Origin of the sequence: Chryseobacterium sp. ISL-6, from assembly GCF_018613715.1 — a bacterium.
GTDB classification, from domain to species: Bacteria; Bacteroidota; Bacteroidia; order Flavobacteriales; family Weeksellaceae; genus Chryseobacterium; species Chryseobacterium paludis.
The window spans coordinates 231,330-256,955 of the sequence record NZ_JAGGPT010000006.1 but is presented as its reverse complement, the minus strand read 5'-3'; the positions used below and the strand labels follow the sequence as shown (position 1 = coordinate 256,955).

Annotated in this window: 26 protein-coding genes; 21 read left to right on the top strand and 5 right to left on the bottom strand. The window is 34.2% G+C overall.

All coding sequences use genetic code 11. From position 1 onward, the window contains the following. Nucleotides 1–131: 131 nt before the first annotated feature. Nucleotides 132–1,928, top strand: a complete 1,797-nt coding sequence (lepA, locus tag J7E44_RS11960; protein WP_214829832.1) for a translation elongation factor 4 — start codon at nt 132–134, stop codon at nt 1,926–1,928. 38 nt (nt 1,929–1,966) lie between these two features. Here lepA and J7E44_RS11955 read toward each other — a convergent pair whose 3' ends face one another. Next, nucleotides 1,967–2,182 carry a hypothetical protein gene (locus J7E44_RS11955; protein WP_214829818.1) on the bottom strand — a complete coding sequence of 72 codons (216 nt, stop codon included), beginning with the start codon at nt 2,180–2,182 and terminating at the stop codon, nt 1,967–1,969. 205 nt (nt 2,183–2,387) lie between these two features. Between J7E44_RS11955 and J7E44_RS11950 the strand changes: the two genes are divergently transcribed. Both J7E44_RS11950 and J7E44_RS11945 read left to right on the top strand, forming a co-directional pair. After that, nucleotides 2,388–2,840: a T9SS type A sorting domain-containing protein gene (locus tag J7E44_RS11950; RefSeq protein WP_214829815.1), complete on the top strand. Its 453-nt coding sequence runs from the start codon at nt 2,388–2,390 to the stop codon at nt 2,838–2,840. Nucleotides 2,841–2,849: 9 nt separating this feature from the next. After that, a complete protein-coding gene (locus tag J7E44_RS11945) occupies nt 2,850–4,001 on the top strand; it encodes a DUF8740 domain-containing protein (protein WP_214829812.1) in 1,152 nt (383 codons plus the stop codon). A gap of 35 nt (nt 4,002–4,036) precedes the next feature. Here the strand turns inward: J7E44_RS11945 and J7E44_RS11940 are convergent, their stop codons facing one another. Then, nucleotides 4,037–4,669 carry a DUF1579 domain-containing protein gene (locus J7E44_RS11940; RefSeq protein ID WP_214829809.1) on the bottom strand — a complete coding sequence of 211 codons (633 nt, stop codon included), beginning with the start codon at nt 4,667–4,669 and terminating at the stop codon, nt 4,037–4,039. Nucleotides 4,670–4,802: 133 nt separating this feature from the next. Here J7E44_RS11940 and J7E44_RS11935 point away from each other — a divergent pair, with 133 nt between their 5' ends. The 14 genes from J7E44_RS11935 to J7E44_RS11870 all read left to right on the top strand — a co-directional run bounded on the left by J7E44_RS11935 (nt 4,803) and on the right by J7E44_RS11870 (nt 16,171). Beyond that, complete coding sequence (locus J7E44_RS11935) at nt 4,803–5,480, top strand: NUDIX hydrolase (RefSeq protein ID WP_214829793.1); 678 nt, start codon at nt 4,803–4,805, stop codon at nt 5,478–5,480. Between the two features lie 327 nt (nt 5,481–5,807). After that, nucleotides 5,808–6,350 (top strand): riboflavin biosynthesis intermediates N-glycosidase, encoded by a 543-nt coding sequence (gene ybiA / locus J7E44_RS11930; protein WP_214829790.1) that lies wholly within the window; start codon nt 5,808–5,810, stop codon nt 6,348–6,350. A 27-nt stretch (nt 6,351–6,377) separates the two neighbouring features. After that, nucleotides 6,378–6,929, top strand: a complete 552-nt coding sequence (locus J7E44_RS11925) for a prolyl hydroxylase family protein (RefSeq protein WP_214829787.1) — start codon at nt 6,378–6,380, stop codon at nt 6,927–6,929. A 114-nt stretch (nt 6,930–7,043) separates the two neighbouring features. After that, nucleotides 7,044–8,018 carry an SPFH domain-containing protein gene (locus tag J7E44_RS11920; RefSeq protein ID WP_251040566.1) on the top strand — a complete coding sequence of 325 codons (975 nt, stop codon included), beginning with the start codon at nt 7,044–7,046 and terminating at the stop codon, nt 8,016–8,018. 92 nt (nt 8,019–8,110) lie between these two features. Continuing rightward, nucleotides 8,111–9,019, top strand: coding sequence for an NAD(+)/NADH kinase (locus J7E44_RS11915; RefSeq protein WP_214829782.1), 909 nt, complete (start codon nt 8,111–8,113; stop codon nt 9,017–9,019). A gap of 4 nt (nt 9,020–9,023) precedes the next feature. Further along, nucleotides 9,024–9,449, top strand: coding sequence for an ADP-ribosylation/crystallin J1 (locus J7E44_RS11910; RefSeq protein ID WP_214829779.1), 426 nt, complete (start codon nt 9,024–9,026; stop codon nt 9,447–9,449). Further along, complete coding sequence (locus tag J7E44_RS11905; RefSeq protein ID WP_214829776.1) at nt 9,442–10,257, top strand: TIGR02452 family protein; 816 nt, start codon at nt 9,442–9,444, stop codon at nt 10,255–10,257. The genes J7E44_RS11910 and J7E44_RS11905 overlap by 8 nt, the downstream gene beginning before the upstream one ends. Continuing rightward, entirely contained in the window at nt 10,254–10,901 is a 648-nt protein-coding gene (locus J7E44_RS11900) for a DUF4291 domain-containing protein (protein ID WP_214829773.1), read from the top strand. The genes J7E44_RS11905 and J7E44_RS11900 overlap by 4 nt, the downstream gene beginning before the upstream one ends. Continuing rightward, on the top strand, nt 10,885–11,406 hold the full coding sequence (locus J7E44_RS11895) for an O-acetyl-ADP-ribose deacetylase (protein ID WP_214829770.1): 522 nt from the start codon (nt 10,885–10,887) through the stop codon (nt 11,404–11,406). The genes J7E44_RS11900 and J7E44_RS11895 overlap by 17 nt, the downstream gene beginning before the upstream one ends. Beyond that, nucleotides 11,403–12,089, top strand: coding sequence for an SIR2 family NAD-dependent protein deacylase (locus J7E44_RS11890; protein ID WP_214829767.1), 687 nt, complete (start codon nt 11,403–11,405; stop codon nt 12,087–12,089). Before J7E44_RS11895 ends, J7E44_RS11890 begins: the two co-directional genes overlap by 4 nt. Further along, on the top strand, nt 12,089–13,030 hold the full coding sequence (locus J7E44_RS11885; RefSeq protein WP_214829764.1) for an ADP-ribosylglycohydrolase family protein: 942 nt from the start codon (nt 12,089–12,091) through the stop codon (nt 13,028–13,030). The genes J7E44_RS11890 and J7E44_RS11885 overlap by 1 nt, the downstream gene beginning before the upstream one ends. Before the next feature lie 9 nt (nt 13,031–13,039). Further along, nucleotides 13,040–13,582, top strand: a complete 543-nt coding sequence (locus tag J7E44_RS11880) for an RNA 2'-phosphotransferase (protein ID WP_214829761.1) — start codon at nt 13,040–13,042, stop codon at nt 13,580–13,582. A gap of 3 nt (nt 13,583–13,585) precedes the next feature. Continuing rightward, nucleotides 13,586–14,314, top strand: a complete 729-nt coding sequence (locus J7E44_RS11875) for a metallophosphoesterase family protein (protein WP_214829758.1) — start codon at nt 13,586–13,588, stop codon at nt 14,312–14,314. A 132-nt stretch (nt 14,315–14,446) separates the two neighbouring features. Continuing rightward, nucleotides 14,447–16,171 carry a M14 family metallopeptidase gene (locus tag J7E44_RS11870; protein WP_214829755.1) on the top strand — a complete coding sequence of 575 codons (1,725 nt, stop codon included), beginning with the start codon at nt 14,447–14,449 and terminating at the stop codon, nt 16,169–16,171. A gap of 37 nt (nt 16,172–16,208) precedes the next feature. On the opposite strand, the gene J7E44_RS11865 is transcribed toward J7E44_RS11870, so the two are convergent. Both J7E44_RS11865 and J7E44_RS11860 read right to left on the bottom strand, forming a co-directional pair. Beyond that, nucleotides 16,209–17,090, bottom strand: a complete 882-nt coding sequence (locus J7E44_RS11865) for a cupin-like domain-containing protein (RefSeq protein ID WP_214829752.1) — start codon at nt 17,088–17,090, stop codon at nt 16,209–16,211. Between the two features lie 387 nt (nt 17,091–17,477). Beyond that, entirely contained in the window at nt 17,478–18,359 is an 882-nt protein-coding gene (locus J7E44_RS11860; RefSeq protein ID WP_214829749.1) for a cupin-like domain-containing protein, read from the bottom strand. Nucleotides 18,360–18,689: 330 nt separating this feature from the next. Here J7E44_RS11860 and J7E44_RS11855 point away from each other — a divergent pair, with 330 nt between their 5' ends. Beyond that, on the top strand, nt 18,690–21,437 hold the full coding sequence (locus J7E44_RS11855) for a carboxypeptidase-like regulatory domain-containing protein (RefSeq protein WP_214829746.1): 2,748 nt from the start codon (nt 18,690–18,692) through the stop codon (nt 21,435–21,437). Nucleotides 21,438–21,501: 64 nt separating this feature from the next. Here the strand turns inward: J7E44_RS11855 and J7E44_RS11850 are convergent, their stop codons facing one another. Next, on the bottom strand, nt 21,502–21,996 hold the full coding sequence (locus J7E44_RS11850; protein WP_214829743.1) for a DinB family protein: 495 nt from the start codon (nt 21,994–21,996) through the stop codon (nt 21,502–21,504). Between the two features lie 245 nt (nt 21,997–22,241). Between J7E44_RS11850 and J7E44_RS11845 the strand changes: the two genes are divergently transcribed. From J7E44_RS11845 to feoB, 3 genes are all read left to right on the top strand, one after another. Then, nucleotides 22,242–23,147 (top strand): GLPGLI family protein, encoded by a 906-nt coding sequence (locus J7E44_RS11845; protein WP_214829740.1) that lies wholly within the window; start codon nt 22,242–22,244, stop codon nt 23,145–23,147. A 135-nt stretch (nt 23,148–23,282) separates the two neighbouring features. Then, entirely contained in the window at nt 23,283–23,537 is a 255-nt protein-coding gene (locus tag J7E44_RS11840) for a FeoA family protein (protein ID WP_285439764.1), read from the top strand. After that, on the top strand, nt 23,537–25,570 hold the full coding sequence (gene feoB / locus J7E44_RS11835) for a ferrous iron transport protein B (RefSeq protein ID WP_214829736.1): 2,034 nt from the start codon (nt 23,537–23,539) through the stop codon (nt 25,568–25,570). The genes J7E44_RS11840 and feoB overlap by 1 nt, the downstream gene beginning before the upstream one ends. Nucleotides 25,571–25,626 lie beyond the last annotated feature (56 nt).

The following is a 25,626-nucleotide window of genomic DNA, read 5'->3' as shown; positions in this document are numbered from 1 at the left end:
TAATTTAACGTAATAATATCAACAAGTATTATCTGCTTAAAATCAATAATTAAAATTAATTTCACCCAATAAAATTAAGAGAGAGGAATTGTCTTCGTTTTTTTTATCTTTGCAAATTACAAGGTTCTTAAATGAAAAACATACGAAATTTTTGCATAATCGCTCATATTGACCACGGTAAGAGTACTTTGGCTGATCGTTTATTGGAATATACCAATACTGTTACCCAAAGAGAATTACAGTCTCAGACCCTGGATGATATGGATTTGGAGAAAGAACGTGGGATTACTATTAAATCTCATGCGATCCAGATGGATTATGAATACAAGGGGGAAAAATATATTTTAAACCTGATCGATACCCCTGGCCACGTAGATTTCTCCTACGAAGTTTCCCGATCAATAGCAGCCTGCGAAGGTGCACTTCTTATTGTAGATGCTGCGCAAAGTATTCAGGCACAAACAATTAGTAATCTTTACTTGGCGTTAGAGAATGATTTAGAGATCATTCCTATTCTTAATAAAATAGATCTTCCTTCAGCAAACCCTGAAGAAGTAACCGATGAAATTGTTGGTCTTTTGGGATGTAAGCCTGAGGACGTTTTAAGAGTTTCAGGAAAAACAGGAGAAGGAGTCCATGACTTGCTTGAACAGATCGTTAATAGAATTCCAGCTCCGGTTGGAAATCCTGACGGCCCATTACAGGCTTTGATTTTCGATTCTGTTTATAATCCTTTCAGAGGAATTGAAGCTTATTTTAAAGTAGTCAATGGAAGTATTTCCAAAAACGAAAAAATTAAGTTTTTTGCTACAGGAAAAGAATATGGTGCTGATGAAGTAGGAACATTGAAACTAAAACAGGTTCCTAAGAAAAAGATTGAATGTGGTGATGTAGGGTATATTATCTCAGGGATCAAAGATGCACGGGAGGTAAAAGTAGGGGATACTATTACTTCATTTGAAAATCCTGCTTTAGAAGCTATTGATGGATTTGAAGAAGTAAAGCCAATGGTTTTTGCGGGAATTTATCCTATTGATTCTGAGGACTTTGAAGAATTAAGATTTTCACTGGAAAAACTAAGACTGAACGATGCTTCCCTGGTTTTCGAACCGGAAAGTTCTGCGGCACTTGGATTTGGTTTCCGTTGCGGATTCTTAGGAATGCTTCACATGGAAATTGTACAGGAACGTTTGGATAGAGAATTTAATATGAACGTTATTACAACGGTACCTAACGTTTCATATCTTGGATATTCTAAAAGAGAACCTGAAACGGCAATCTTAATTAATAACCCATCCGAGATGATGGATCCAACGATTTTGGATAGGGTAGAAGAACCTTTTATAAAAGCTTCTATTATTACGAAATCAGATTTTGTAGGTCCGGTTATGACCCTTTGTATTGAAAAGAGAGGTGAGATTGTTAACCAGAGCTATTTGACCGCAGATAGGGTAGAGCTTACATTTAATATGCCTTTGGCGGAAGTTGTATTCGACTTTTATGACCGTCTGAAATCTATTTCAAAAGGATATGCTTCATTTGATTATACACCAATTGGAATGCGTGCTTCTAAATTGGTAAAAATGGATATCCTGATCAACGGAGATATGGTAGATGCTCTTTCTTCATTAATTCACGATAGTAATGCTTATCATATTGGTAAAAAGATGTGTGAAAAGCTTCGTGAGCTGATTCCTAGACAACAGTTTGATATTGCTGTACAAGCAGCTCTGGGAGCTAAAGTTATCGCAAGAGAAACCATTAAAGCCCTAAGAAAAGATGTTACCGCTAAATGTTATGGAGGGGATATTTCCAGAAAACGTAAACTTTTGGAAAAGCAGAAAGAAGGGAAGAAAAAAATGAAACAGATTGGTAGAGTAGAAGTACCACAATCTGCATTTATGGCAGTTTTAAAACTAAACGATTAATATAAAAAAAGACCGATATCATATCGGTCTTTTTATTTTTAAAGATTTCTTTGCTTGTCAACCAGGCTTCCCTGAACAACCAGTGCTCCCAGTCCCAGGATAATTTCAACGATTCCTAACATGGTAATCAGATTAGTTCCGCATACAATACATTCGGGTTCAGGAAATGGTTTCTTTCCAATAACAATGATAATCACTCCTCCGATAATGATGATGATTACGATAAGTGCTCTCAATAAAGTTTTAGCATTCATAATGGTGTTTTTTTAGTTTTTATATGCCTACTCTTTAAGGTTTTCGGCTTGCCCCTTTTATTACTTCAAAGTTCTGTAATAAAAAGACCAAGATAATCAGTTAAAACCCTGAAAATGAGGTGTGTTTTTCACTAAATTTCAAATAGTATAAATTTCATTTTAAACTATTATTCTTTATCTTATATTTACGAAAAATTTATTTTAAATGAAAAAAATCTACTTACTGGTCGGTTTTTTAGTTTCTGTTCCTATTTGTTCCCAAAGTCTTATTGGAGGAATAAACTCTGGAGGAGTTTCTAATGAAAACCTGATGCACACGGTAGGAGAAATCTATGTGATTCCTACCAATCCCGATGATCAGAATTCCGGAACCATTGGGGTTCTTTATCAGACTGTTTTAAATGTTTTAGGGGTAAACGAGATCGTTACCGAAAAAGCGGTTAGTATTTATCCGAATCCTACAGCTGGCTACATTAATTTTAATGTTTCCTCCTCAACGAGGCTTGAAGATGTTTCTATTTATGATATGTCAGGAAAGCTAGTTTCTCAAAATAAGATAGTTAACAATAAATTAGATTTATCCTTTCTGCTTCAGGGGATATATATTCTGAAATTTAATAATTCTGAATTAAAGCCAGTAAAAATCATTAAAAAATAAAACGATACCATGAAAAAAATATATACTTTATTTTTAGCACTGCTTACTACGGCAGTATTTGCTCAGGTTCCAAAGGGATTTGCTTATCAGGCTGTTGCCTTCAATGCTTCGGGAAATCCGGTTGTTAACGGACCTGTTTCTTTAAGAATAAGCATTTTGGATAATTCTGCTACAGGAACGAATATCTATACGGAAACGCATTCAAAGACGACCAACTCCAAGGGATTGATAAATCTTAATATAGGGCAGGGAACGGCTGTGTCAGGGACATTTTCTGCAATAAATTGGAGTACGAATTCTAAGTTTGTAAAAGTAGAAATGGATGCTGCAGGAGGGACTAATTATACAAATGTAGGCGTGAATCAATTGATGAGTGTACCTTATGCTTATGTCGCCAAAAAGATAGATGTCTCTTCTTCAGATTCATCATTGGGAGATGATCTTATTGAAAATAAAAGTGTAAATTATGTCTTTACAGATAAATATGACCGAAAAGTCTATGCTTTTAATTCTAAAACGGGAACATGGACTCCACAAATTTATAACGTGAATTATTACAACAATAATTTTGCGGTGCCAGAGGTAACGTCCTCTAACGGTAACTTTATGTTTATTGATAAATATGATAGAAAAGTATATGTATTTAATTCTAAAACAGGAACCTGGTCATCACAGATTTATAACGTAAACTATTATAATAATAACTTTTCAACCCCTACTTTAGTTCCCTTATCCAATGGAAATTTAGTATTTTCGGATAAGTATGATCACAAAATGTATGTCTTTAATTATATAAGTGGAAGCTGGTCATCACAGGTATTTAATGTCAATTATTATAACAATAACAATAGTTTTCCAACCTCAATTTCTTCTGGAAGTAATGTTGCTTTTGTTGACAAATATGACCATAAAGTGTCTGTTTTTAATGCCAAAACAATGACATGGGCTTCTCAGGTATTTAATGTTAACTATTATAATAACAGCATGAGTATTCCTGATGTAACAGCGTCTAACGGGAATTTTATCTTTGTTGATAAATATGACAGGAAAGTATATGTTTTCAATTCCAAAACAGGAAACTGGGCATCACAGTTGTACAATGTCAATTATTATAATAACAGTTTTAGTATTCCTGTAACAAGTGCTTCTGAAACCAATTAAAAATAAAAAACCGCTTCATTTGAAGCGGTTTTATTTTATTTCTTACGGGTGAATTTTATTTCCATTGTTTTCATTTCCTTACCGGTTTTCGAACCTGGACCATACATTTCAAGGGTTTGATTGTTGTCGTCAACAAATGTGAAGACTTCTCTTACATCACACTCCTTCCCCGGTCTTGTAAGATCTGGCATTTTACCTTTAAATTCAATTGATTTTTTTGAAGCATTCCATTCTCCGGTGGTATACATTATCCCTGTTCCCATATTATCCATCCAGGTGCTTACAAATTTTTTAGTGGCATTATCATATCCTACAATACTTCTTCCTTCGAATGGCATTCCCCAAAAATTACCTTTGTGGGTACTTTCCTGATAACGTCCACCAAAGATCATTTTATTGGTACATTCAGAAGTACTTTTCATTGGCTTTCCTCCTTCTTCCATCCACATTGTATTGTCTCCTATCCATACTCCATCAGATTTAGCTAACATTTTGTGCATGTCGCCAGGAGTAGCATATTCCATCCATGCTTTTGCTGCAGTAGCAGAGTCTACCGGTTTCCATGCTGTAGAATCAGTTCCGGTTGATTCCTTACCCATGGTGGGTTTTCCTTTTTCGCATGCAGTTAACAAAAATGCAGCGCAGAAAATGAACATTAGATTTTTCATAAATATTTAATTTTAAGTTGGTTATAATCAATCTTAAAGATAAGGAATTTTATTTTTACGCTTTTTGGTTTTTTAATGGTGGGACTTTTAATTCAAAAATGTAATTTTGTGTATTCATAACGCAAACTATATTATGCAGGATATTAAAGTAGCGGTAGACGCTGTTATATTTGGATACTTTGATAAAAAAGATTTACAGATCCTTTTAATAAAAAGAAAGATCGATCCTTTTAAGGGAGGCTGGGCTTTGCCTGGTGGACTTGTTCTGGATGATGAAAATCTGGATGATGCCGTAAAAAGAGAGCTGTATGAAGAAGCGGGCATAAAGCCTGATTTTTTAGAACAACTCTATACTTTTGGTAATGTGGGTCGTGATCCCAGAAACAGAGTGGTTTCTGTGGCTTATCTGGGACTAGTGAACCCTTCTTATCATGAACTGTTTGCAGACTCAGATGCTGAAGATGCTCAATGGTTCAGTGTCAATCAATTACCAAAGCTGGCTTTTGATCATAAAAGTATCATTGATATTGCTTTAAAGAGACTTCGCACAAAAATTCAGTATCAGCCGATCGGCTTTAATCTTCTTAATGAAGAGTTTCCATTTTCGGATCTTGAAAATTTATACAAAACCATTGTTGGACAGGAAATTGACCGTAGAAACTTCCGAAAGAAAATAATGAGCTATGGTCTTCTTAATGAAACCAATAATGTAAAAAAAGAAGGGAGTGGAAGGCCCGGGAAATTATTTACTTTTAATCAGGAAAAATATAAGGAACTTGAAGAACAAGGGTTTTATTTTGAGATCAAATGATAGCTAAACACAAAATGCTTTTCACAAATGGCACAAACATTATAAGGAAAAACAAAATATTTGATATCAGATAGATGTCAAAAGACATCAATATAAACGGGCTTTAGTCCGTTTTTTTATTAATGGTAATTCATCGACTTTAGCCAAAACATAAAAATAGATTATAGCTTGTGTCATTGTAATGTATTATTTGTACTATTAATATCTAGATAGGATAAAATAAATAAATTGATTATCAGTTAGTTAATTTATTAGCGTAAAAATAACACAAATAAATTTGGAGGATAAAATGATTTTATTTTACATTTGTGTAATAATAACGCAATCATGAAATACACCATACAAAATACAATTGAACTTTTTCAGGAAAAAGGAAACTTGCAATTTTTGTTTTTCTGGGGACATACCATTAAAAATGAAATTTCAAAAGCTTGTTTTAGCCAGTGGTTTCCTGCAAGTTTCAAAGAAAATAGTATTGAGTATAGAACTGCTGAACATTATATGATGGCAGAGAAGGCGAGATTATTTAATGATGATGAGACAATGTTGAAAATCCTTGAATCAGGAAACCCTAAAGAAGCAAAGAGCTTGGGAAGAGAAATAAAAAACTTTGATCATCAGACTTGGGATAATCATAAGTATGAAATTGTAAAGAGGGGGAACTTTTTAAAATTTTCACAAAACTCAGAATTCAGGGAATTTCTTTTATCTACCGAAGATAAAGTTATTGTAGAAGCGAGTCCTTATGATACCATTTGGGGAATAGGAATATCAGAGTCTGATTCCAAAGCAGAGAATCCATCTCAATGGCGTGGAGAAAATCTGTTAGGATTCGCTCTGATGGAGGTAAGAGATGAATTGAGAAGATAACACAATCATAATCACAATATAGAAATCATGGAAAAGATCGATTTACATCCACAGATATTTCTGATTGAAGATTTTCTAACCAACCAGGAATGTGAGAGCTACATTAAAATGGCAGAAGACCAGGCTTTTGAGGAAGCGAAAGTCAATATAAACGGTCAGCAGTTAATGAGTAAGGGTATTCGAAATAACGACCGATTAATGCTTTTTAGTAAGGATCTTGCTAACAATCTTTTTGAGAGAGCTTTTGAATTTCTTCCAGAAAATCACGATGGAAATGAAATATGTGACTTTAATGAGATGTTCAGGGTTTATAAATATTCTCCAGGACAAAGATTTAAAATGCACAGAGATGGAAGCTATGTAAGAGACGAGAATGAAAAAAGCTTCTATACGTTTTTAATGTATCTGAACGATGACTTTGAAGGTGGGGAAACAGAATTTGAAAACCTGTTTACAATTGCTCCTAAAAAAGGAATGGCATTGGTCTTTTATCATCCATTAAGACACGAAGGTAAAACATTGATCAGTGGGGCTAAATATGTACTGCGGACCGATGTAATGTATACTATTAGAAAGTAGTTTGAAAAATAAGTGCAAACTCATGTCTAATAGAATTAGTGTAAAAACAACACAAATATTAATTTTTTAAAACTTAAAGCTATGTTTGGTTTCAGACACATCAAATTCGATTCAATGACTTACGTTCTTCATTTTAAAAATGGAGGAACCGTAAGAGAAGGAAGGGGCTTATCATTCTTCTATTTTGCTCCAAACAGTTCTATTGTTGCTATTCCAATGGGAAGTAATGATCTCCCTTTTATTTTTAATGAAAATACGTTTGATTATCAGATGGTAAATATTCAGGGACAGATCAGTTATAAAATTTTTGATCCAAAGGCTTTGTCCAACACATTGGATTTTACAGTTAATGAATCAGGAGTGTATAAAAAGAATGATATTGAGAAGCTTAATCAAAGGATCATCAATCTTGCGCAGACATCTACATCATCATTTATTCATGAAATGAGTTTAAAAGATGCGATCCGTTCTGCTAAAAAGATAGAGGAGCATATTCTGGAAGGGCTAAAAACTTCAGAAACAATCCAAACGATGGGAGTTGAAATATTAGGAGCGAGTATTTTAGCGGTTCAGACCACTCCGGAAATGGCACGGGCATTAGAAACAGAAACCAGAGAAAAACTTCAGCAACAGGCAGACGAGGCTATTTATGAAAGGAGAAACTTTGCAGTAGAACAAGAAAGGAAAATCAAAGAATCTGAGCTGAATACAGAAATAGCGGTTGAAGAAAAACAAAAACAGATCGAAGAAAAGAGAATGGAGACCGAAATTCAACAGGAAGAAAATAATAAGATACTGAGAGAAATGAAGATCGCTGCTGATATATCAGTTGAAAACCAAAGAAAACAACTGATCGAACAAAAGACAGAAAACGACAGAAAAGAAGCGGAAACACAAGGCTACGTATTAGAAACTTCTTTAAGACCATACAAAGAAATGGACTGGAGAATTTTAACCGCTTTAAATGGAAATCAGGATGCAAGATCAAATATTGCCCTTGCTTTCAGGGAACTGGCAGAAAATGCAGGAAAGATCGGAAACTTAAACATCAGTCCTGATTTATTAGAGAATCTGTTGAAAGAACATTAAAAACTTGAAGAGAGAGGCGAGGACATTGAAGTTAAAATAGTGAACTAACGCAATCAGTAATACATTGTACATTTTACAATTAAAGAAAAGCCATGAAAATAGAATACGCAATTATCATTAAGAACAAAACGAGATTGGAGTCTTTGATTGAAAGATTTAATACCAAAGCTCAGGCTCAGTTTTATATTGAAAGTTCTGGCGGAGATTTTCAGGAGTATGTTGCTGAACATGAAAAGTTCTGTCAGTCTTTTCTGGAAGTTCAGACAAAGCTTTCTAAAGTGATCAAGAATAAAGTACTGGAAAGAGAATTTATGCCTTCCTATATTTTCTCTGAAAAGAATCTTATTGTGGTCATAGGACAGGATGGGCTGGTTGCAAATGTTGCGAAATACGCTAAAAACATTCCTATTGTAGCAATCAACCCTGATGAAGAAAGATATGATGGTGTACTGCTTCCTTTTAATGTAAAAAACTTTCTCAATGGAGTAAATGCTGTAATAAACGAAAATTTTAGTTCAAAGAAGATGAGGTTTGCAGAAGCTGTTCTGAATGATGGACAAAAACTCTTAGCAGTTAATGATCTGTTTATTGGTATTTCTTCCCACAGCTCTGCCAGATATAAGCTAATGCTGAACGGAAAAGAAGAAACGCATTCTTCCAGTGGAATTATTGTTTCTACAAAAACAGGAAGTACAGGTTGGCTGAGTTCTATTTTCAATATGGCATATGGTATTTTAGGATCAAAAAAACTAAAATATCCAGAACTCAATGATGAAGATCTATACTTTGCGGTGAGAGAGCCTTTCAAAAGTAAAGCAACACAGACCGACATCTGTGGTGGGATTTTAAAAAAAGGAAATAGGCTTATCATAGAATCATTAATGCCAAATAATGGTTTTATATTTAGTGACGGAATTGAAAAGGATTTTTTGCAATTCAACAGTGGGGCTACTGCAGAAATCAGGCTGTCTGATGAAGAGGCGGTTTTGGTAATTAATTAGAAAAATGAAAACAATAAGACTTTATAGGCCAGTAGGAGAAAAGGAAATGATTTTAATTATTGAAAGTGATTATAAAAATTTTCCACCAAGATTGGAATGGCAACCTATCTTCTATCCGGTACTTAATGAAGATTATGCTTCGGAGATAGCTGAAAAATGGAATACCAGAGATCAATCTGGAAACTATCTTGGGTTTGTGACTCAATTTGATGTTGTGGAAAGTGAAGCAGATAAATATCCACCTCAAAATGTTGGAGCAAAAAACCACAATGAATTATGGGTACCGGCAGAAGAATTAGATAAATTTAATCAGGCTATCGTTGGAGAAATTAATGTAACAAAGGTATTTATTGGCAATGATTTTATCCAATCTGAAAATACTGAGATAGAAAACCTGATAGAGAGATTAAAAGAGAAGAACAATGACTAATAAAGGAATGGCTAAAGATACTTTAGAAATCTTAGCCAACAAAAAATATATAAATCTAAAGGGTGAAAAAGTAGAATTAGATCGAGAGATTGAAATTTGTAAAAAAAGGACAGTTTTATTTAGTTCGGAAGAACTTGCAGTATTAGTGGAAAATGTAGTTACTAAAAATGATTTTGAAACTCAAATTGAGGTTTGGAATTGTAGCTCATTAAAAGCCATTTTGCAATTGGCTAAAGAAGAGGATCAGGAAAAGCTGATGTGTTTGAATTTTGCATCTGCAAAAAATCCAGGTGGTGGATTCATAGGTGGAGCAGAGGCTCAGGAGGAAAGCCTGGCAAGAACTTCGGCCTTATACGCTAGCCAACTTGAAGCTGAAAGTTTTTATAAAACGCATCGTGGAATGAAATCATGCTTTTATACAGATCATATGATTTATAGCCCAAAGGTTCCTGTCTTTAGAAGAGATAAAGGAGAGCTATTAGAAAAGCCTGTTCTGTGTAATTTTATTACATCTGCTGCTGTAAATGCGGGAGTTGTAAAAAGACAAGAACCGGAGAGAATAGGTGAAATTTTAAATGCAATGGATATGCGTATGGATAAAATGTTTGCTTTGGCTTTGGAGAAAGGAAATGAAACGCTGATTTTGGGAGCCTGGGGATGTGGTGTTTTTAGAAATGATCCGAAAGAGATCGCAGGATTATTCAAAAAATACCTACAAGGAAAGTATAAGAATAAATTTAAAAGGACAGTTTTTGCGGTTCTTACTAAAAATGAAGAATTGGTGACATTGTTTGAAGAAATTAAATGAAAATCAAATTAAAAAAATATAAAGAACAATTACAGGATTGGCCTCAGAAAGGACACTATATAATGGCGCAATACAATGATGAAGAAATTATTGTTTATCAGTCTTACCGAAAGGACATTGGAGAATTTGCTGTTAGGAATCAATATTTTGGAGGCGATTTTAGTTTAGAAAGAATGACCTGGATAAAACCAAACTTCCTTTGGATGATGTACCGAAACGGATGGGGATCAAAAGAGGGACAGGAATGTGTTTTAGCAATTCATCTCAAAATGGAGGCGATAAAAAAATATTTGCAAAATGCTGTTTATTCTTCTTACAATGAGAATCTGGGGGTTTCTGAAGAAGTATGGAAAAATCAAGTAAAGGAATCTTCAGTAAGATTACAGTGGGATCCTGACCATGATCCGTTTGGAAATAAATTAGAAAGACGGGCAATCCAAGTTGGATTGAGAAATAACTTTATTCATTCGTATGCTAAAGATGATATTATTTTGATTGAAGATATTTCTGGTTTTGTAAAAGAGCAATATCAATTTGTACTAAATGATAACTTGGAAAGCCTGATGATTCCAGAAGAAAAGCCATTAATATTTGAAGATCATAATCTAAACAAAAAACTGAAATTAAATGAAACCAGTTATTGAAGTACTAAAAGGAGACCTTACAAAAGTTCAGGCTGATGCTATCGTTAATGCGGCTAATTCTTCTCTACTTGGTGGAGGTGGTGTAGATGGAGCCATTCATCGTGCAGGAGGAAAACAAATATTAGATGAATGTATTGAAATCAGAAACAGACAGGGGAAATGTAAGACCGGTGAAGCGGTTGTAACTTCTGCTGGAAACCTGCCAGCAAAATATGTCATTCATACCGTAGGACCTGTTTGGAATAATGATGAAGAAAAAGGCTCAACGCTTTTAGCGAATTGTTATAAGAATTCTTTAAAGTTAGCAGAAAGTCTGGATGTTAAAACGATTGCCTTTCCAAACATCAGTACTGGGATTTATCATTTTCCTAAAAATCTGGCGGCGAAAATTGCTATTCAGGAAGTTCAAAAATTCAACACGGAAAAGATTGAGAAAATTATTTTTGTTTGTTTTGATGAAGAGAATGAGACGATCTATGATAAACTATTAAAAGAGAAACAATGAAAAAACTAACCATATTAAGCGGTGCAGGAATTAGTGCCGAAAGTGGAATAAAAACGTTCAGAGATGGAGATGGTCTCTGGGAAAATCATGATGTAACAGATGTAGCAAGCCCCGAAGGGTGGAGAAAAGACAGAGCTTTGGTATTGGAATTTTATAATCAGAGACGTCGCCAACTGCATGAGGTACAACCTAACGAGGCTCACCAATTGGTCGCAGATTTAGAAAAGTATTTTGATGTGCAGATCATTACTCAAAATATAGATGATTTACATGAAAGAGCGGGGTCAACCAATATCATTCATATTCATGGAGAATTATTTAAATCCTGTTCGTGCAATAATAAAAATCTTATTTACGAACAGAAAGATGATATTAATCTTGGTGATAAAGCCGAAGATGGAGCACAATTAAGACCATTCATTGTATGGTTTGGAGAAGATGTCCCATTGTATAATGTGGCGAGAGATAAAGTAAAAGATGCTGATATTTTAATTGTTATAGGAACCTCTTTACAGGTGTATCCGGCAGCAGGTTTAATTCATGAGATCAAAGATGATTGTCTATTGATTGTAATTAATCCTCATGAAACGGAATTCGGGTATGGACAAAGAGCGGTTGTTATGAAAGAAAACGCAACGAGAGGAATGAAACTGTTGTTTGATAAACTGATAAATATGGCGTAATGAAAGATGTTGTAAAATCAGGAATTTTTGGAGTCTGTATTGGAGATGCCTTAGGTGTTCCTGTGGAGTTTAAAAGCAGAGAACAATTGAAAAATTCACCTGTCATTAAAATGCTGGAGTTTGGAACCCATCACCAACCAATTGGTACATGGAGCGATGATAGTTCGTTAACACTTTGTCTGGCTGAAGAACTTACAAAAGGATATGATCAGGAAAGAATAGCACAGAGTTTTGTTAAATGGTACAAATATGGACACTGGACTCCTCACGGAAAAGTTTTTGATATTGGAATTGCAACTCGACAAGCTATTCATAAAATAAGTAAAGGATATACTACTTATTTATGTGGAGGAACAAGTGAAAGGGATAATGGAAATGGATCTTTAATGAGAATCTTACCCTTGTTGTTTTATATAAAGGGTTTTCCAATTGAAAAACGTTTCGATGTAATAAGGGAAGTTTCTTCTATTACTCATGCTCATATTCGTTCAGTAATTTCATGCTTTATTTATTTAGAATTTTCATTGGAAATATTGAAAGGAAAGGAAAAATTTGAAGCATATCAAGTCATGCAAATGACAGTAAAACAATTCCTGAACAACAATCCAATTTGTTCACAAGACGAAATGGATAGATTTGATAGAGTTTTGAACAATGATATTTTTGAATATAAAGAGGATAGCATCAGTTCTGGTGGATATGTTCTTCATAGTTTAGAGGCATCTTTATGGTGTTTTATGAAATCAGAAAGTTACCCAGAAGCTGTCTTGAGAGCCGTTAATCTGGGAGAAGATACCGATACAACTGGAGCTATCACAGGAGGAATTGCCGGAATTTATTATGGATTTGAAAATATTCCTGAAGAATGGGTTTCAGAATTAGTAAGGAGGGGGGATATTGAAAAGCTTTGTAATAAATTAGAGAATAAACTAATGAAATAAAAACAAATCATGAACGAAATAGAAAACAAAAAAATAAGTAAATTTTTAAGTCTGATTCTTAGGCACCAGCCGGAAACAATTCATCTGAAACTGGACGAAAACGGGTGGGCAGATGTCAGTGAGTTGATCGAAAAATCAGCTAGGAACAGAATGCGTTTTGCATTGGAAGAATTAGATGAGGTCGTTGAAACCAATAACAAAAAAAGGTTTGCTTTTAATGAAGATAAAACGAAGATTAGAGCCAATCAGGGACATTCCATTGATGTTGATCTGGTATTGATTTCTCAACAGCCCCCAGAATTCCTTTATCACGGAACGGCAGAAGCAAATATGGCTTCGATTTTAGAAAAAGGAATTGAGAAAAGAAACAGACAGCATGTTCATTTAAGTTCGGATAAAGAAACGGCTACAAAAGTGGGTATGCGTCACGGAAAACCCGTAATTTTGATAATCAGAACGGGCGAAATGTTTAAGGAAAATATTGAATTTTATCTTTCGGATAATGGAGTCTGGTTAACTGATTTTGTAGATGTTAAATATATTTCAAAGTAAAAAGTGAAGCGGAAATTAGTAATTGGAGATATTCATGGTGGCTTTAAAGCCTTAATTCAGGTTCTGGAACGCGCAAAGGTGACTGCTGATGATCAATTGATCTTTCTAGGAGATTATGTGGATGGCTGGAGCGAATCTTCTCAAATCATTAAATTTTTAATGGAACTTTCCAAAACCCAAGACTGTATTTTCATTAAAGGAAATCATGATGCCTGGTGTGAAGATTGGTTTTTGTCTGGTGAAAAAGCAGATGCATGGCTTTTCAATGGAGGTCGAAAAACGGTTGAAAGCTATGAAACCTATTCTTTAGAAGATTTGGAAAAGCATTTAGAGTTCGTCCAGCGAATGAGAAATTATTATGTAGATGATCAAAACCGCTTGTTTATTCATGCTGGATATTCTTCAATGCATGGTCCAGAAAAAGAAATGTATATGAGCAATTACCGTTGGGATAGGACTCTTTGGGAAACCGCTGTAGCAATGGACAAGAAGCTGAGTAAGAACTCAGAATTGTATCCTAAAAGGCTGCTTTTATTTAAAGAAATTTTTATTGGTCATACTTCAACTACAGAACTGGGAATTACTTATCCTCTTAATAAAGCGAATATCTGGAATTTAGATACAGGAGCAGCTTATACAGGACCTTTATCTATTATGGATGTTGAAACCAAAGAGTTCTGGCAGAGCGATCCGCTTACAAGCTTATATCCTGATGAAAAGGGAAGAAATTGATAGTTAATGATTAAGGCGTAAGTTTTTAATCTATAATAAAAAGTCTATTATGCAACGATTGCGTCTTTGCGATTAACCAAAGCTTTTTGAAAAGATAATTTCAGTAATTTTAAAAACTGAAATTATACCTTCATGAAACTTAAATATTTCCTATTATTTCTTAGTTCTTCAGTATTGTTTTCTCAGCAGTCTTATCAAACACCTTTTGAAAAAGGAAATGGTAATCAGACGGTTACCTATGATGAAATGAATACCTATTATCAGGGTCTTGCTGAAAAGTTTCCTAGCATTCAATATCTTAAAAAAGGTGAGGATGACAACGGAAAACCTATTTACGTCGTCATTTATAATCCTTTTCCTGAAAAAGATCTGGACAAACTGAGGAAAGATAAAGCCATTCTATTTGTTAATAATGGGATTCATCCTGGAGAACCGGACGGAATTGACGCGACCATGATGTTGATGCGCGATCTTGCTACAAAAAAAATAAAAACACCTCAAAACTTTATTGTTGCCGCCATTTCTGCTTATAATATAAGTGGAATGCTCAATAGGGGTTCCTATTCAAGAGCCAATCAAAACGGTCCTGAACAATATGGCTTTAGAGGAAATGTCAGAAATTATGATCTCAACAGGGATTTTATTAAAGCTGATTCTAAAAACGCCAGAAGCTTTCAGGAGATCTATCAATGGCTGAAGCCGGATATTTTCATTGATAATCACGTAAGTAACGGGGCAGATTATCAGTATACGTTTACCTATATCTCAACTTTTAAAGAACGCTTGGGAAATGTTCTGGGGAATTATTTTTACAATGATTATCAGGCTAAAAATCTTGATGATTTAAAGAAAACAGGATATGAAAGTACACCATATGTCAATATCCATGGGGATGTTCCGGAGATTGGATTTGCTTCTTTTGAAGACTCACCAAGATATTCTACAGGATATACCTCTTTATTTAATTCCTTGGGAACGGTTCCTGAAACACATATGCTGAAACCTTATGACAAAAGGGTGGATGCAACCTACAAGTATATGCTCGTCAATCTTCAGAATCTTGATAAGGATTATAGAAAAATTAAAGAACTTCGTCTTGAAAACCTAAAACAATATCAGGCAGGGAAGCAATATGGAATACGATGGAAGATAGATTCTACAAAATATTCGACCATGGATTTTAAGGGATATGAAGGAAAGTATAAACCAAGTGAAATTTCAGGAAAACCAAGGTTATATTATGATAGAAACAAGCCTTTTACAAAGAAAATAAAACTGTTTACCACAGCCGTTCCTACAAGCTATATTACAATACCTAAGTATTATGTGATTCCACAATCGCAGTACCGCGTAATTGAGGAATTTAGAAGAAATAAGATAGAGATGAAACTACTTCAGAAAGACAGTATAATGATGGTAGAGTCGTATAAGATCAATGACTTTAAGACGGTTAAAAACCCATATGAAGGACATTATCTGCACTATGAAACGACAGTGGATAAATCAGATAAAAAACAGGCTTTCTCAGCAGGTGATTATATTGTTCCAACTCAACAGCCCGGGGTTAAATATATTATTGAGACCTTAGAACCCGAAGCTTTGGATTCTTTCTTTAACTGGAATTTCTTTGATGGCATTTTAGCTCAGAAAGAATACTTTTCAGCCTATATTTTTGAAGATACTGCTGCCGAACTTCTGAAAAAGGATAATACACTGAAAAAAGCTTTTGAGGATAAGAAATCTTCAGACAAGAAATTTGCTGAAGACGGAGATGCTCAATTGGACTGGGTATATAGACATTCCTCTTATTTTGAGGAAAAAACATTCAGACAATATCCTGTCTATAGGATCTTATAAAAATAAAAGGCGTTTCAATTGAAACGCCTTTTTCATATTATTTAGGTAAGCCTCTTTTCAAAGCATAATTTGCTCTTTCAACAGCTTTTTTCTCTTTCCAGTCCATGTATCTTTTCTTAAAGCGCCCTTTCATAAAATTATCAAAGTTCCTTTGAACGGTAAGGTTCCAAAGGGAATTCGCTTTCACGGCCCAGGATTTGTCCCATGCTCTTAGAGAAATAGAAAAGCTTCCATCAAGATATTTCATCCAGTGCCACCATCCGGTAGGCATAAATAGCGTATCACCATGTTCAAGAAAACACTCAATCCCTTCTACGCCATCTAAAGCCGGAAAATTTTTGAAATCAGGGTTTTCAATATCATAATCTTCCAGAGCATAGGTTGCATAAGGAAGTTTGTATAACCTGTCTTTCCATTTATAATCAAAAAGCAATACGTGTTTTCTTCCATTGAAGTGAGTATGGAAAATATGCGCTAAATCAATGTCAAAATGCAAAAATGTTACTGAACCTTTACCTCCAAAAAACATAGAAGGATATTTATCGAGAAATCCGCCCATCAATTCTTTTGGGGAAATATAATCGTCCAATAATTTATTAGCACGTTTTATAGGATCAAAAAAGAAAATTCTCAAGTCTGTTGGTTCTCTCTGAATCAGATCTATATAATCAGCAAACTTCATTTCTGTAGTAGGAGCATTGATCGGAGCTGCGGGATCGGCTTTGGCACTATCATATAAAGGAACAACAACATCTCCTACCACTTCTTTTACATATTCCATCGTCCATTTTTGGTAAGCTGGCCATTTTTTTGCCATGTTCTTTATGACAACCGGTTTTCTGGGTCTCAGGTATTTTTCGAAGAAATCTTCTTTAGAAATATCGTCAACAACATCTATAGGTTTTAGAATAACTCCCATTCTTATAAATTTTATGTTACAAAATTATTAAATAAATAAATATGATGGTGAGTTTAAGTTTTTTTTAATCTATGATTCAAATCACAGTTTTCGATATTTAGACTAAACAAAAATAACGGAAAGAGCTTATGACTTCGATAAGGTAGTAGGATAAGGATAATAGCAGTGTGATAAAAACTCTGGGATGTGAGAAATATTCAACATTTATGCATTATAGCTATTTATTTGCAAGATTTAATGAGAATTTACAAATAAAGAGTTTTGCTTTTATAAAAGGGATTAAATTGACAAACTCAAGTTTCAGGGAGATTATTTTATCAATCAATATATCGCAAAAAAAAACGTACAATTTTAGAAAAACTGTACGCCTGTTATGTTGGATCGTTGTTACTTTGGTAAGTTGTTTTTTAATGCACTTTCTGCTATTTTAACAGCTTTCTTTTCCTTCCAGTCCATGTATTTTTTCTTGAAATTGACTTTCATAACATCGTCAAATTTACGCTGAACAGTAAGATTCCATATAGAATGTGCTTTCACAGCCCAGGATTTATCCCATGCTCTAAGAGAAAGTGAGAAGCTTCCATCCAGATATTTCATCCAGTGCCACCATCCGGTAGGCATAAACAGGGTGTCACCATGCTCAAGGAAACATTCAATTCCTTCGATACCATTCAGGGCAGGGAACTTTTCGAAATCAGGATTTTCAATATCATAATCTTCCAGTGCGTAGGTTGTATAAGGAATCTTATATAATCTTTCTTTCCACTTATTTTCAAAAAGGATCACATGCTTCCGCCCATTGAAGTGGGTATGAAAAATATGAGGTAAGTCTATATCATAATGTAAAAATGTAACAGAACCTTTTCCTCCGAAAAACATCGAAGGGTATTTATCGAGGAACCCGCCCATTAAATCTTTTGGAGAAATATAATCTTCCAGTAGTTTATTCGCAAATTTTATCGGATCAAAAAAGAAGATCCTCAGATCAGTTGGTTCTCTTTGGATAAGATCAATATAATCAACGAACTTCATTCTTGTGGTAGGCGTATTTATAGGAGCGGAAGGATCAGCCTTTGAACTATCATATAAAGGAACTTCGACATCTCCTACTACTTCTTTTATGTACTCCATCGTCCATTTTTGATAAGCTGGCCATTTTTTTGCCATATTTTTAATAACGACTGGCCTTCTTGGCTTTAGATATTTTTCAAAGAACTCCTCTTTGGTGATGTCGTCTACAATATCAATAGGCTTTAAAATGACTCCCATTCTTATAAATTTTATGTTACAAAATTATTAATAAAATATTTACAATAAAACATTTAAGATTTTATTAATCTATAACTCTTATCGCAGTTTTATTTAGTCGAAATAAACAAAACTATAAATATTAAATGAAGATGTAAGTAATAATCTAAAAATAATCTGTTCATACTGAAACAAATTGAGTGTAAAATCTGGAAAAGGAAAAATTTCGAAAAAAATTATCACTAAAAACATAGTGAAATGCAGCGGTTTAACTTATTCCTCTAAAATGCATCTCTATACATATGTAACAAAAAACACACAACAATAACTAATTAAGCAAATAACTAGAATATGAAAAAGAATATTACTTTGTTTCTGATGATTTTTCTCTCTGTACTTACCTATGCACAGAAATCAGTTACCGGAAAGATCACAGATGAAGATGGTGTTCCTATTCCAAGCGCAAGTGTAACAGTTGAAGAACCTGGAAAAGATGCCATTTTAGCGTATGGAATTACCAACTCAAAAGGAGAATATAAAGTAAGTTTTACTTCAGCTGAATCCAATGTAGATCTGAAAGTAAAGGCATTTAATCAAAAACCGCTAACGAAACAAATAAGCAACAGCGATCAGACTTTAAGTTTTAAAATGGAGTCCGAAGCGACAGAAATCAAAGAAGTCCAGCTTAAAACCAAAATGATCACCTCAAGAGGAGACACGATTGCCTATGACCTTAAGGCTTTCGATAGTAAAAGTGACAGAACACTTGCTGACGTGATGAAAAAGATCCCGGGAATTGAAGTCAATACAGATGGAACGATTCTTTATCAGGGAAATGCTATCAATAAATTCTATGTTAATGGAAAAGACCTTATGGAAGGCGGATATGGTACGATAAACAATTCGCTGCCAAAAGATGCGGTGCAGAAAGTTGAAGTTCTTGAGAATCACCAACCCGTAAAAATACTTCAGGACAAAGTACCTTCAGATCAGGCTGCCATTAATATTAAGCTAAAAAATTCGGTTACCATGACAGGTAGAGGTGAAGTCGGAACCGGTTTTGGAGATCCATGGCTGTGGAATGTGAAGTTAACACCGATGTTCTTTGGACAGAAAAGCCAATGGGTTGTTAATTATAAAACCAATAACATGGGCGAGCAGGTAGAAAATGAAGGAAATATTCTGGCCTTTGGGAATAGTTGGGAGGGACGACGAATTAATGCAGCTCAAAACGATTGGTTGAATGTTGAGAATGCAACCACACCAAATTTACCAGTAAAAAGATACTTAATGAATAATGTACATTATTTATCAGCTAATTATTTGACCAATATTGACAAGAAAAAAGAATGGGAACTAAAGGCCAATGCAAACTATACAAATAATGCAGTGGAAAGAGAAGATAATGTTGAAACCAAATATTTTTCTCCGGATAATAATGTTTTATCTACTGTTGTAACAAGTACAAAAAATAATTATTATACAGATAAAATAAAGGGAGAATTAATTTTTACAAAAAATGCTAAAAAAGGATTTTTCAAAAATACAACCAGCTTTAGTCAATTTTGGAATGCAGATAGAGCCGTTGCAACAAGAGGAGGAAGATTAGGAAATGAAGGAATAGAGTCTCCGACATCCTCTTTCCAAAACTCTTTAAGTACAATTATCCCATGGAAGGAGAAAATGGTTAATCTTAAATCATATATTAATTACCAAGATGATAGGCAAACCTTGGAAATAACTCCAGCCAATTATTTACAATTTCCTTACAGAAATCCGGCTGTTGATTCAATTACAACTATTAATTTTGCTCCAGGTAGTAGAGCAATACAAAATATGAGAATTAAAACGCTTGATACTTCTCATTCTGCTAATATTAGCTTTTCAACAAAAGGCTGGACGTTTACACCAGAAGTTGGGATTGATTTTTCTACAGATAAACTAAATACTAATTTTAGCGGGGTTGCTATACCAAATCCGGATATACCAAATGACCTTCCTCCTAATTTTAATGATCCTATTTATGAAAATAGTTTAAGGTTTACAGAAATTACACCTAAAGCTTCAGTCGGGGTGAATTATAAATCTGATTCTTGGAGCTTATTTGCCAATTTTCCTGTGAATTTAAATAACATTAAGGCAGAAGATGGATTGAGAGGTGTTTCTAAATCGTTAAATAAAACGACTTTTACTCCTAATATTTTTGCACAATATACGTTTGCTTCTTTTTGGAAAGCAAGTGCAAATGTAAATATCAGTAATAATTTTGGTGATGTAAACTCTGCATATGCAGGATATATTTTAACCAGTCCGGGAGGATTTAACGTAATGAGTCCTAACAATCCTATTCCACAAACGAATACAAAATCGGCAGGAGCACGAATTGAATACAGAAATCCACTGAACAATCTATTCTTTAACCTTAATTATAGACTGAGTGATAGTAAGAAAAATTTACTTTCTTCACCTATCCTAGATCCAACAACAGGTTTTACATTAATGCAATTTATTGAACAGGAAAATCATGCAAAAAACAATGCATTTAGTGTTGAAGTAGGTAAATACTTCCCAAAATTTAAAACAAATGCTTCGATTAGCTATGGTAATACAGTTGCTAAATCAGACGCCTTTTTAAATGAAAATCAATTTCAAAATAAAAACAATACACAGACTTACGGATTTAAACTCAATAACACTTATTTTAGCTGGATGAGTGTAGATTACAATCTTAATTTGTCTAGAAATAAACAAGAAAATATAGGGTTAAATAATGGAGGGAGACTGGGGATAAATGAGGGATTCAATCATAATTTAGGATTGTTCTTTTATCCTATAGAAAACCACACAATTGGATTTAACTGGGATCAGGTAAATACGAGTGACGGAACTCAAAAATACCATAATGCTTTTTATGATTTAACTTACCAATTTACCTGGGCCAAGAAGAAGATTGATTTTGAGCTGAAATGGTTAAATATAGCGAATAGAAAGGTTTTTGAAACTTATAATATTAATGCAACAACTAACAGCATTGCTTACACTAGAGTTCAGCTCCGACCAAGTCAGGTCATGTTTACCGTAAAATTCAACTTCAAATAATAAACTAAAATAAACAGAAAAAAAACCAATCCCGAGAGATTGGTTTTTTTATTTAAAAATATTTTTAAAAACTCTGTACATCCGCAGATGGCCCATAACTTCCAGGTAATGGAATGTCATTGAGTCTGTAATACACTCCAAGTTGTGCTCTGTGATGGGTTATTTGATTTAAACTATGACGGATTGACGCATACTTCGTCCACTTTGCCAATTCATGACCGTTGTTTTTCAAAGCCCAGGTGGAATCTAGCTCTTCTTCTTTTGCATTTTCTAATGCATCAATACCTGATTTAAAGTTGTCATCTAATTTTTTCAACAGATCTTCTTTTGTAGAAGATAATGTAGGATACTCAGCGGTGCCAAAATCCAGTTCTGATGTTTTCAGCATCGTATTCGGCCATTCAAAAATGTCGGCAAGGTGATTGGCTAGAGGTTTCATTTTCATGCTCTTTTCATGGGGAGCGAAATCATTTTTGTCATCAGGATAAATGTCGAAGAACTTTCTGGTCGTCTGATACTCGTTATCGAGTTCTGATTTTAATTGAGATAAGGTGTCCATATTAATTTTTGTTTTTAGGTATTTAAAGTTAAAGCTTTTAGTATGAATATCATTTTAAGAGAATAATAATCTTTTCAAAAAACAAAATAAAGAAGCAAGAACAATATTGAAATCAATCTTAGCGTGTTGTCAAATAGGCTTGAAAACTTTTTTCAATTAACTTAAAATGAAAGTGTTACGATTAAAACCAAAAAAAACTGTAACATTTTTATAGAAATGGTAACTAATAAGTAAACATTATTACAATGAAAAAGCTCTTCTCAGTATTTTTAATTGCTCTTTTTGCTGTTGCAAATGCTCAGGAATCTAAAGAAACTGCAAACCGTTTCTTTTACGAACTTACCTTTAAACCTAAAAAGGATTCTACAAAGATTGATAAGGTGGTCACTATATTGGATATTACAGACAAAAACAGATCTATATACCAAGATTACACGATCATCGCCCAGGATTCTATTCTGAAAATAGAAATAGAAGCAATGCAGAAGGCAGGCGTGATGAAAGACCTTTCAAAAACGATTAAGCAGCCAAAACTTTCAGCAAGGATCTATAAATCATACCCGAGCATGAAAGTTCAGTATGTGGATAAAATTGCCAGTGGATTTACACCAAGTAATATCGGCTATAATGAAGAACCGAAATTTAACTGGAACATTCAGAATGAGAAACAAAAGATAGGAGCATATAACACTCAAAAGGCGACTACAGAGTTTGGAGGAAGAAAATGGACGGCGTGGTTCAGTACTGATCTACCCTTCCAGGACGGACCTTATAAGTTTTCTGGTCTTCCGGGACTAATTGTTAAAATAGAAGATGATGCTAAAGATTATTCTTGGGTTCTTCAAGGAAATAAAAAAGTAAAAGATTATACAGAGTATTCATATGTTGAAAATCTAATGCAGGCGAAAGGAGGAAAAGTAAATGAACTGACAAGAGAGAAGTTTGAAAAAACATACAATGATTTTAAGAAGGATCCTTTTGCTACCATGAGACCTATGATGACTCAGGAAATGCTTTCCAAGACGATACCAGGAATGGACGGAACACTTGGAGATATGATGAAAAAGCAGGAAAAGCAATACAAAGAATTCTTTAATGCCAACGATAACCCAATTGAAAAAGTTGAGGTAGCAGACAAGAAGAAAAAATAGACATTCAACTAACTAAATTATATTTTATCAAGTGAACCCAAATGTTTTTTAAGCATTTGGGTTTATTTTTTTTAAACCAAAGGTTATTTAGATTAAATTTAAATAGCGTACATTTGCATGTACAAAAAGCAGGCTTTGAAAGAGAAGGATCTACATAAATTAAGCGGTTTTCCTAAGAATAAAATGGGGAAAATACTGGACTATGATAATGACCATCTAAAGATGCCGAACAAAATTATAGAAATGGGACTTTTACCGGAAACTGTTTTTAGGATTTTGTATCAGGCTCCGTTTAATGGTCCCATGTATGTTGAATTTGGAGAGGAGAAAAGCCGGATTGCTCTTAGAGAGGAAGAAGGAGATTATATCATTGTACAAGATTTGGATTAATGCAGGAAAATACGAAAAAACAGATCCTTTTAGTAGGAAATCCTAATGTGGGAAAATCTACGGTTTTCAACACACTCTGCAATAAAAAGCAGAAAACAGGAAATTATGCGGGTGTTACTGTAGCTAGTTATTCCGGGAACTACAGGTATAAAGATGAAGAGGTTGAGGTAATTGATCTACCAGGTTCTTACAGTATTTATCCAAGCTCCGAGGATGAGGCTATTTTTTCTAAATTTCTGATCGATGAACAGAAGAATTATGCAGGAGTAGTTTATATTCTTGAAGCACTAAGCTTAAAAAGAGGACTTCTTCTTTTCCAGCAGATCCAGGATCTGGGAATTCCCATGATTTTGGTGGTTAATCAGATTGACCAGGCAGAGAGAAGAGGGATTAATATTGATATCAAACAATTTTCAGAAGCTTTAAATATTAAAATTATCCAGACCAATGCCAAAGAGCAGATTGGTATCGATGAAATAAGAGAAGCTGTTTTCAACAGTGATTTTCAAAAAAGAGATCACATTTCTTTTGAAACACCTAACGAACATAAAGATTTTATTTCTCAAATTAAGGCTCACAAAGGTTTTGATAATGAGTATAAAGCATGGATGAGTATATCTTCTGGTCCAGGGCTTGGAAAAATAGAATCAATAAATGATCTGCTTAATGGAGCAGATGCTAAAAGTTTAGTTCCAAAAAGATTACAGGTTCAGGAAACCGTAAGAAGATATCAAAATATAGATAAGGTTTTAGCAAATGTTATCACTAAAAAACCTCAGTTCAAAGAATTATTGACGGAAAAACTCGATAAGGTTCTGGTTCATAAATTCTGGGGATATGTCGTTTTCATGTTTATCTTACTAATCATATTCCAGAGCGTTTTCTTTCTGGCAGAATTTCCTATGAACTGGATTGAAAGTTTCTTTTCATGGCTATCTGCATTTACAGGCGAACATCTTCCTGATGGTCCAGTTAATTCTTTAGTTTCAAACGGAATTATTCCTGGATTGGGAGGGATTATGGTTTTTGCGCCACAAATTGGTATTTTACTTTACTTCTTATATTTATTGGAAGATTCAGGATATATGGCAAGGGTTATTTTCCTGATGGATAGATTCTTACGTCCTTTTGGGTTAAATGGAAAAAGTATCGTGCCGCTGGTTTCGGGAACAGCCTGTGCTATTCCTGCAGTGATCTCAACCCGAAATATTGAAAACGTAAAAGAAAGATTGTTAACCATTTTGGTAACACCATTTATGACTTGTTCTGCCAGACTTCCTGTTTACAGTATCATCATTGGATTGGTCATTTCAGACAAAAGCTTTTTAGGAATAAAATATAAGGCACTTGTTTTAATGGGAATGTATTTATTAGGTTTCCTTGTTGCTTTATTTTCTGCTGCTATTCTTAAAAGATTTATTAAAGATAAAGGGAAGACCTATCTGGTAATGGATTTACCAACCTATAAAAAACCACTTTTCGGATACGACTTTAAAATGGTGTTAGGAAAAGTTTGGGATTTTATCACCGGAGCCGGGAAAATAATCTTTATTGTGAGTATCATTATTTGGTTTTTAAGTTATTTCGGCCCATCACAAAAATCCAATCAGATGGTCGCTACTGATGTAAAATTAGATCATTCCTATCTTGCAAAGATGGGTAAAGCGATAGAGCCGGCAATTGCCCCATTGGGATATGACTGGAAAATGGGCGTTGGAATTATAACCAGTTTTGTTGCCAGAGAAGTTTTCGTGGGAACAATGTCTACTTTATACAGTTTGGATGATGATGCTCCTGAAATGAAAGTAATAGATAAAATGAGACATGATGTAAAACCAAATGGGGAGAAAGTGTTTAATTTTGCGACAGGAATATCCGTACTTATGTTTTACGCATTTGCAATGCAGTGTGTTTCTACACTTGCAGTAGTTTACAGAGAAACCAAAAGCTGGAAATGGACTGGCTTTCAGGTGGTAATGATGACTGGTTTGGCATACTTTGTGTCAATGTTTATTTATCAAATTTTAAAATAATGAACTCTTCATTAATTTTTCAATACATAATCGTAATATTAATCGTGGGATTTGCC

What these genes read in the sequence shown, in the direction of transcription:
- feoB (WP_214829736.1), top strand. Translation starts at nt 23,537, where the DNA reads ATGCAGGAAAATACGAAAAAACAGATCCTTTTAGTAGGAAATCCTAAT.
- J7E44_RS11865 (WP_214829752.1), bottom strand. Translation starts at nt 17,090, where the DNA reads ATGGGAGTTATTCTAAAACCTATAGATGTTGTTGACGATATTTCTAAA.
- J7E44_RS11890 (WP_214829767.1), top strand. Translation starts at nt 11,403, where the DNA reads ATGAAAAAACTAACCATATTAAGCGGTGCAGGAATTAGTGCCGAAAGT.
- ybiA (WP_214829790.1), top strand. Translation starts at nt 5,808, where the DNA reads ATGAAATACACCATACAAAATACAATTGAACTTTTTCAGGAAAAAGGA.
- J7E44_RS11915 (WP_214829782.1), top strand. Translation starts at nt 8,111, where the DNA reads ATGAAAATAGAATACGCAATTATCATTAAGAACAAAACGAGATTGGAG.
- J7E44_RS11945 (WP_214829812.1), top strand. Translation starts at nt 2,850, where the DNA reads ATGAAAAAAATATATACTTTATTTTTAGCACTGCTTACTACGGCAGTA.
- J7E44_RS11910 (WP_214829779.1), top strand. Translation starts at nt 9,024, where the DNA reads ATGAAAACAATAAGACTTTATAGGCCAGTAGGAGAAAAGGAAATGATT.
- J7E44_RS11895 (WP_214829770.1), top strand. Translation starts at nt 10,885, where the DNA reads ATGAAACCAGTTATTGAAGTACTAAAAGGAGACCTTACAAAAGTTCAG.
- lepA (WP_214829832.1), top strand. Translation starts at nt 132, where the DNA reads ATGAAAAACATACGAAATTTTTGCATAATCGCTCATATTGACCACGGT.
- J7E44_RS11925 (WP_214829787.1), top strand. Translation starts at nt 6,378, where the DNA reads ATGGAAAAGATCGATTTACATCCACAGATATTTCTGATTGAAGATTTT.
- J7E44_RS11870 (WP_214829755.1), top strand. Translation starts at nt 14,447, where the DNA reads ATGAAACTTAAATATTTCCTATTATTTCTTAGTTCTTCAGTATTGTTT.
- J7E44_RS11920 (WP_251040566.1), top strand. Translation starts at nt 7,044, where the DNA reads ATGACTTACGTTCTTCATTTTAAAAATGGAGGAACCGTAAGAGAAGGA.
- J7E44_RS11845 (WP_214829740.1), top strand. Translation starts at nt 22,242, where the DNA reads ATGAAAAAGCTCTTCTCAGTATTTTTAATTGCTCTTTTTGCTGTTGCA.
- J7E44_RS11855 (WP_214829746.1), top strand. Translation starts at nt 18,690, where the DNA reads ATGAAAAAGAATATTACTTTGTTTCTGATGATTTTTCTCTCTGTACTT.
- J7E44_RS11850 (WP_214829743.1), bottom strand. Translation starts at nt 21,996, where the DNA reads ATGGACACCTTATCTCAATTAAAATCAGAACTCGATAACGAGTATCAG.
- J7E44_RS11880 (WP_214829761.1), top strand. Translation starts at nt 13,040, where the DNA reads ATGAACGAAATAGAAAACAAAAAAATAAGTAAATTTTTAAGTCTGATT.
- J7E44_RS11900 (WP_214829773.1), top strand. Translation starts at nt 10,254, where the DNA reads ATGAAAATCAAATTAAAAAAATATAAAGAACAATTACAGGATTGGCCT.
- J7E44_RS11905 (WP_214829776.1), top strand. Translation starts at nt 9,442, where the DNA reads ATGACTAATAAAGGAATGGCTAAAGATACTTTAGAAATCTTAGCCAAC.
- J7E44_RS11950 (WP_214829815.1), top strand. Translation starts at nt 2,388, where the DNA reads ATGAAAAAAATCTACTTACTGGTCGGTTTTTTAGTTTCTGTTCCTATT.
- J7E44_RS11860 (WP_214829749.1), bottom strand. Translation starts at nt 18,359, where the DNA reads ATGGGAGTCATTTTAAAGCCTATTGATATTGTAGACGACATCACCAAA.
- J7E44_RS11935 (WP_214829793.1), top strand. Translation starts at nt 4,803, where the DNA reads ATGCAGGATATTAAAGTAGCGGTAGACGCTGTTATATTTGGATACTTT.
- J7E44_RS11955 (WP_214829818.1), bottom strand. Translation starts at nt 2,182, where the DNA reads ATGAATGCTAAAACTTTATTGAGAGCACTTATCGTAATCATCATCATT.
- J7E44_RS11940 (WP_214829809.1), bottom strand. Translation starts at nt 4,669, where the DNA reads ATGAAAAATCTAATGTTCATTTTCTGCGCTGCATTTTTGTTAACTGCA.
- J7E44_RS11885 (WP_214829764.1), top strand. Translation starts at nt 12,089, where the DNA reads ATGAAAGATGTTGTAAAATCAGGAATTTTTGGAGTCTGTATTGGAGAT.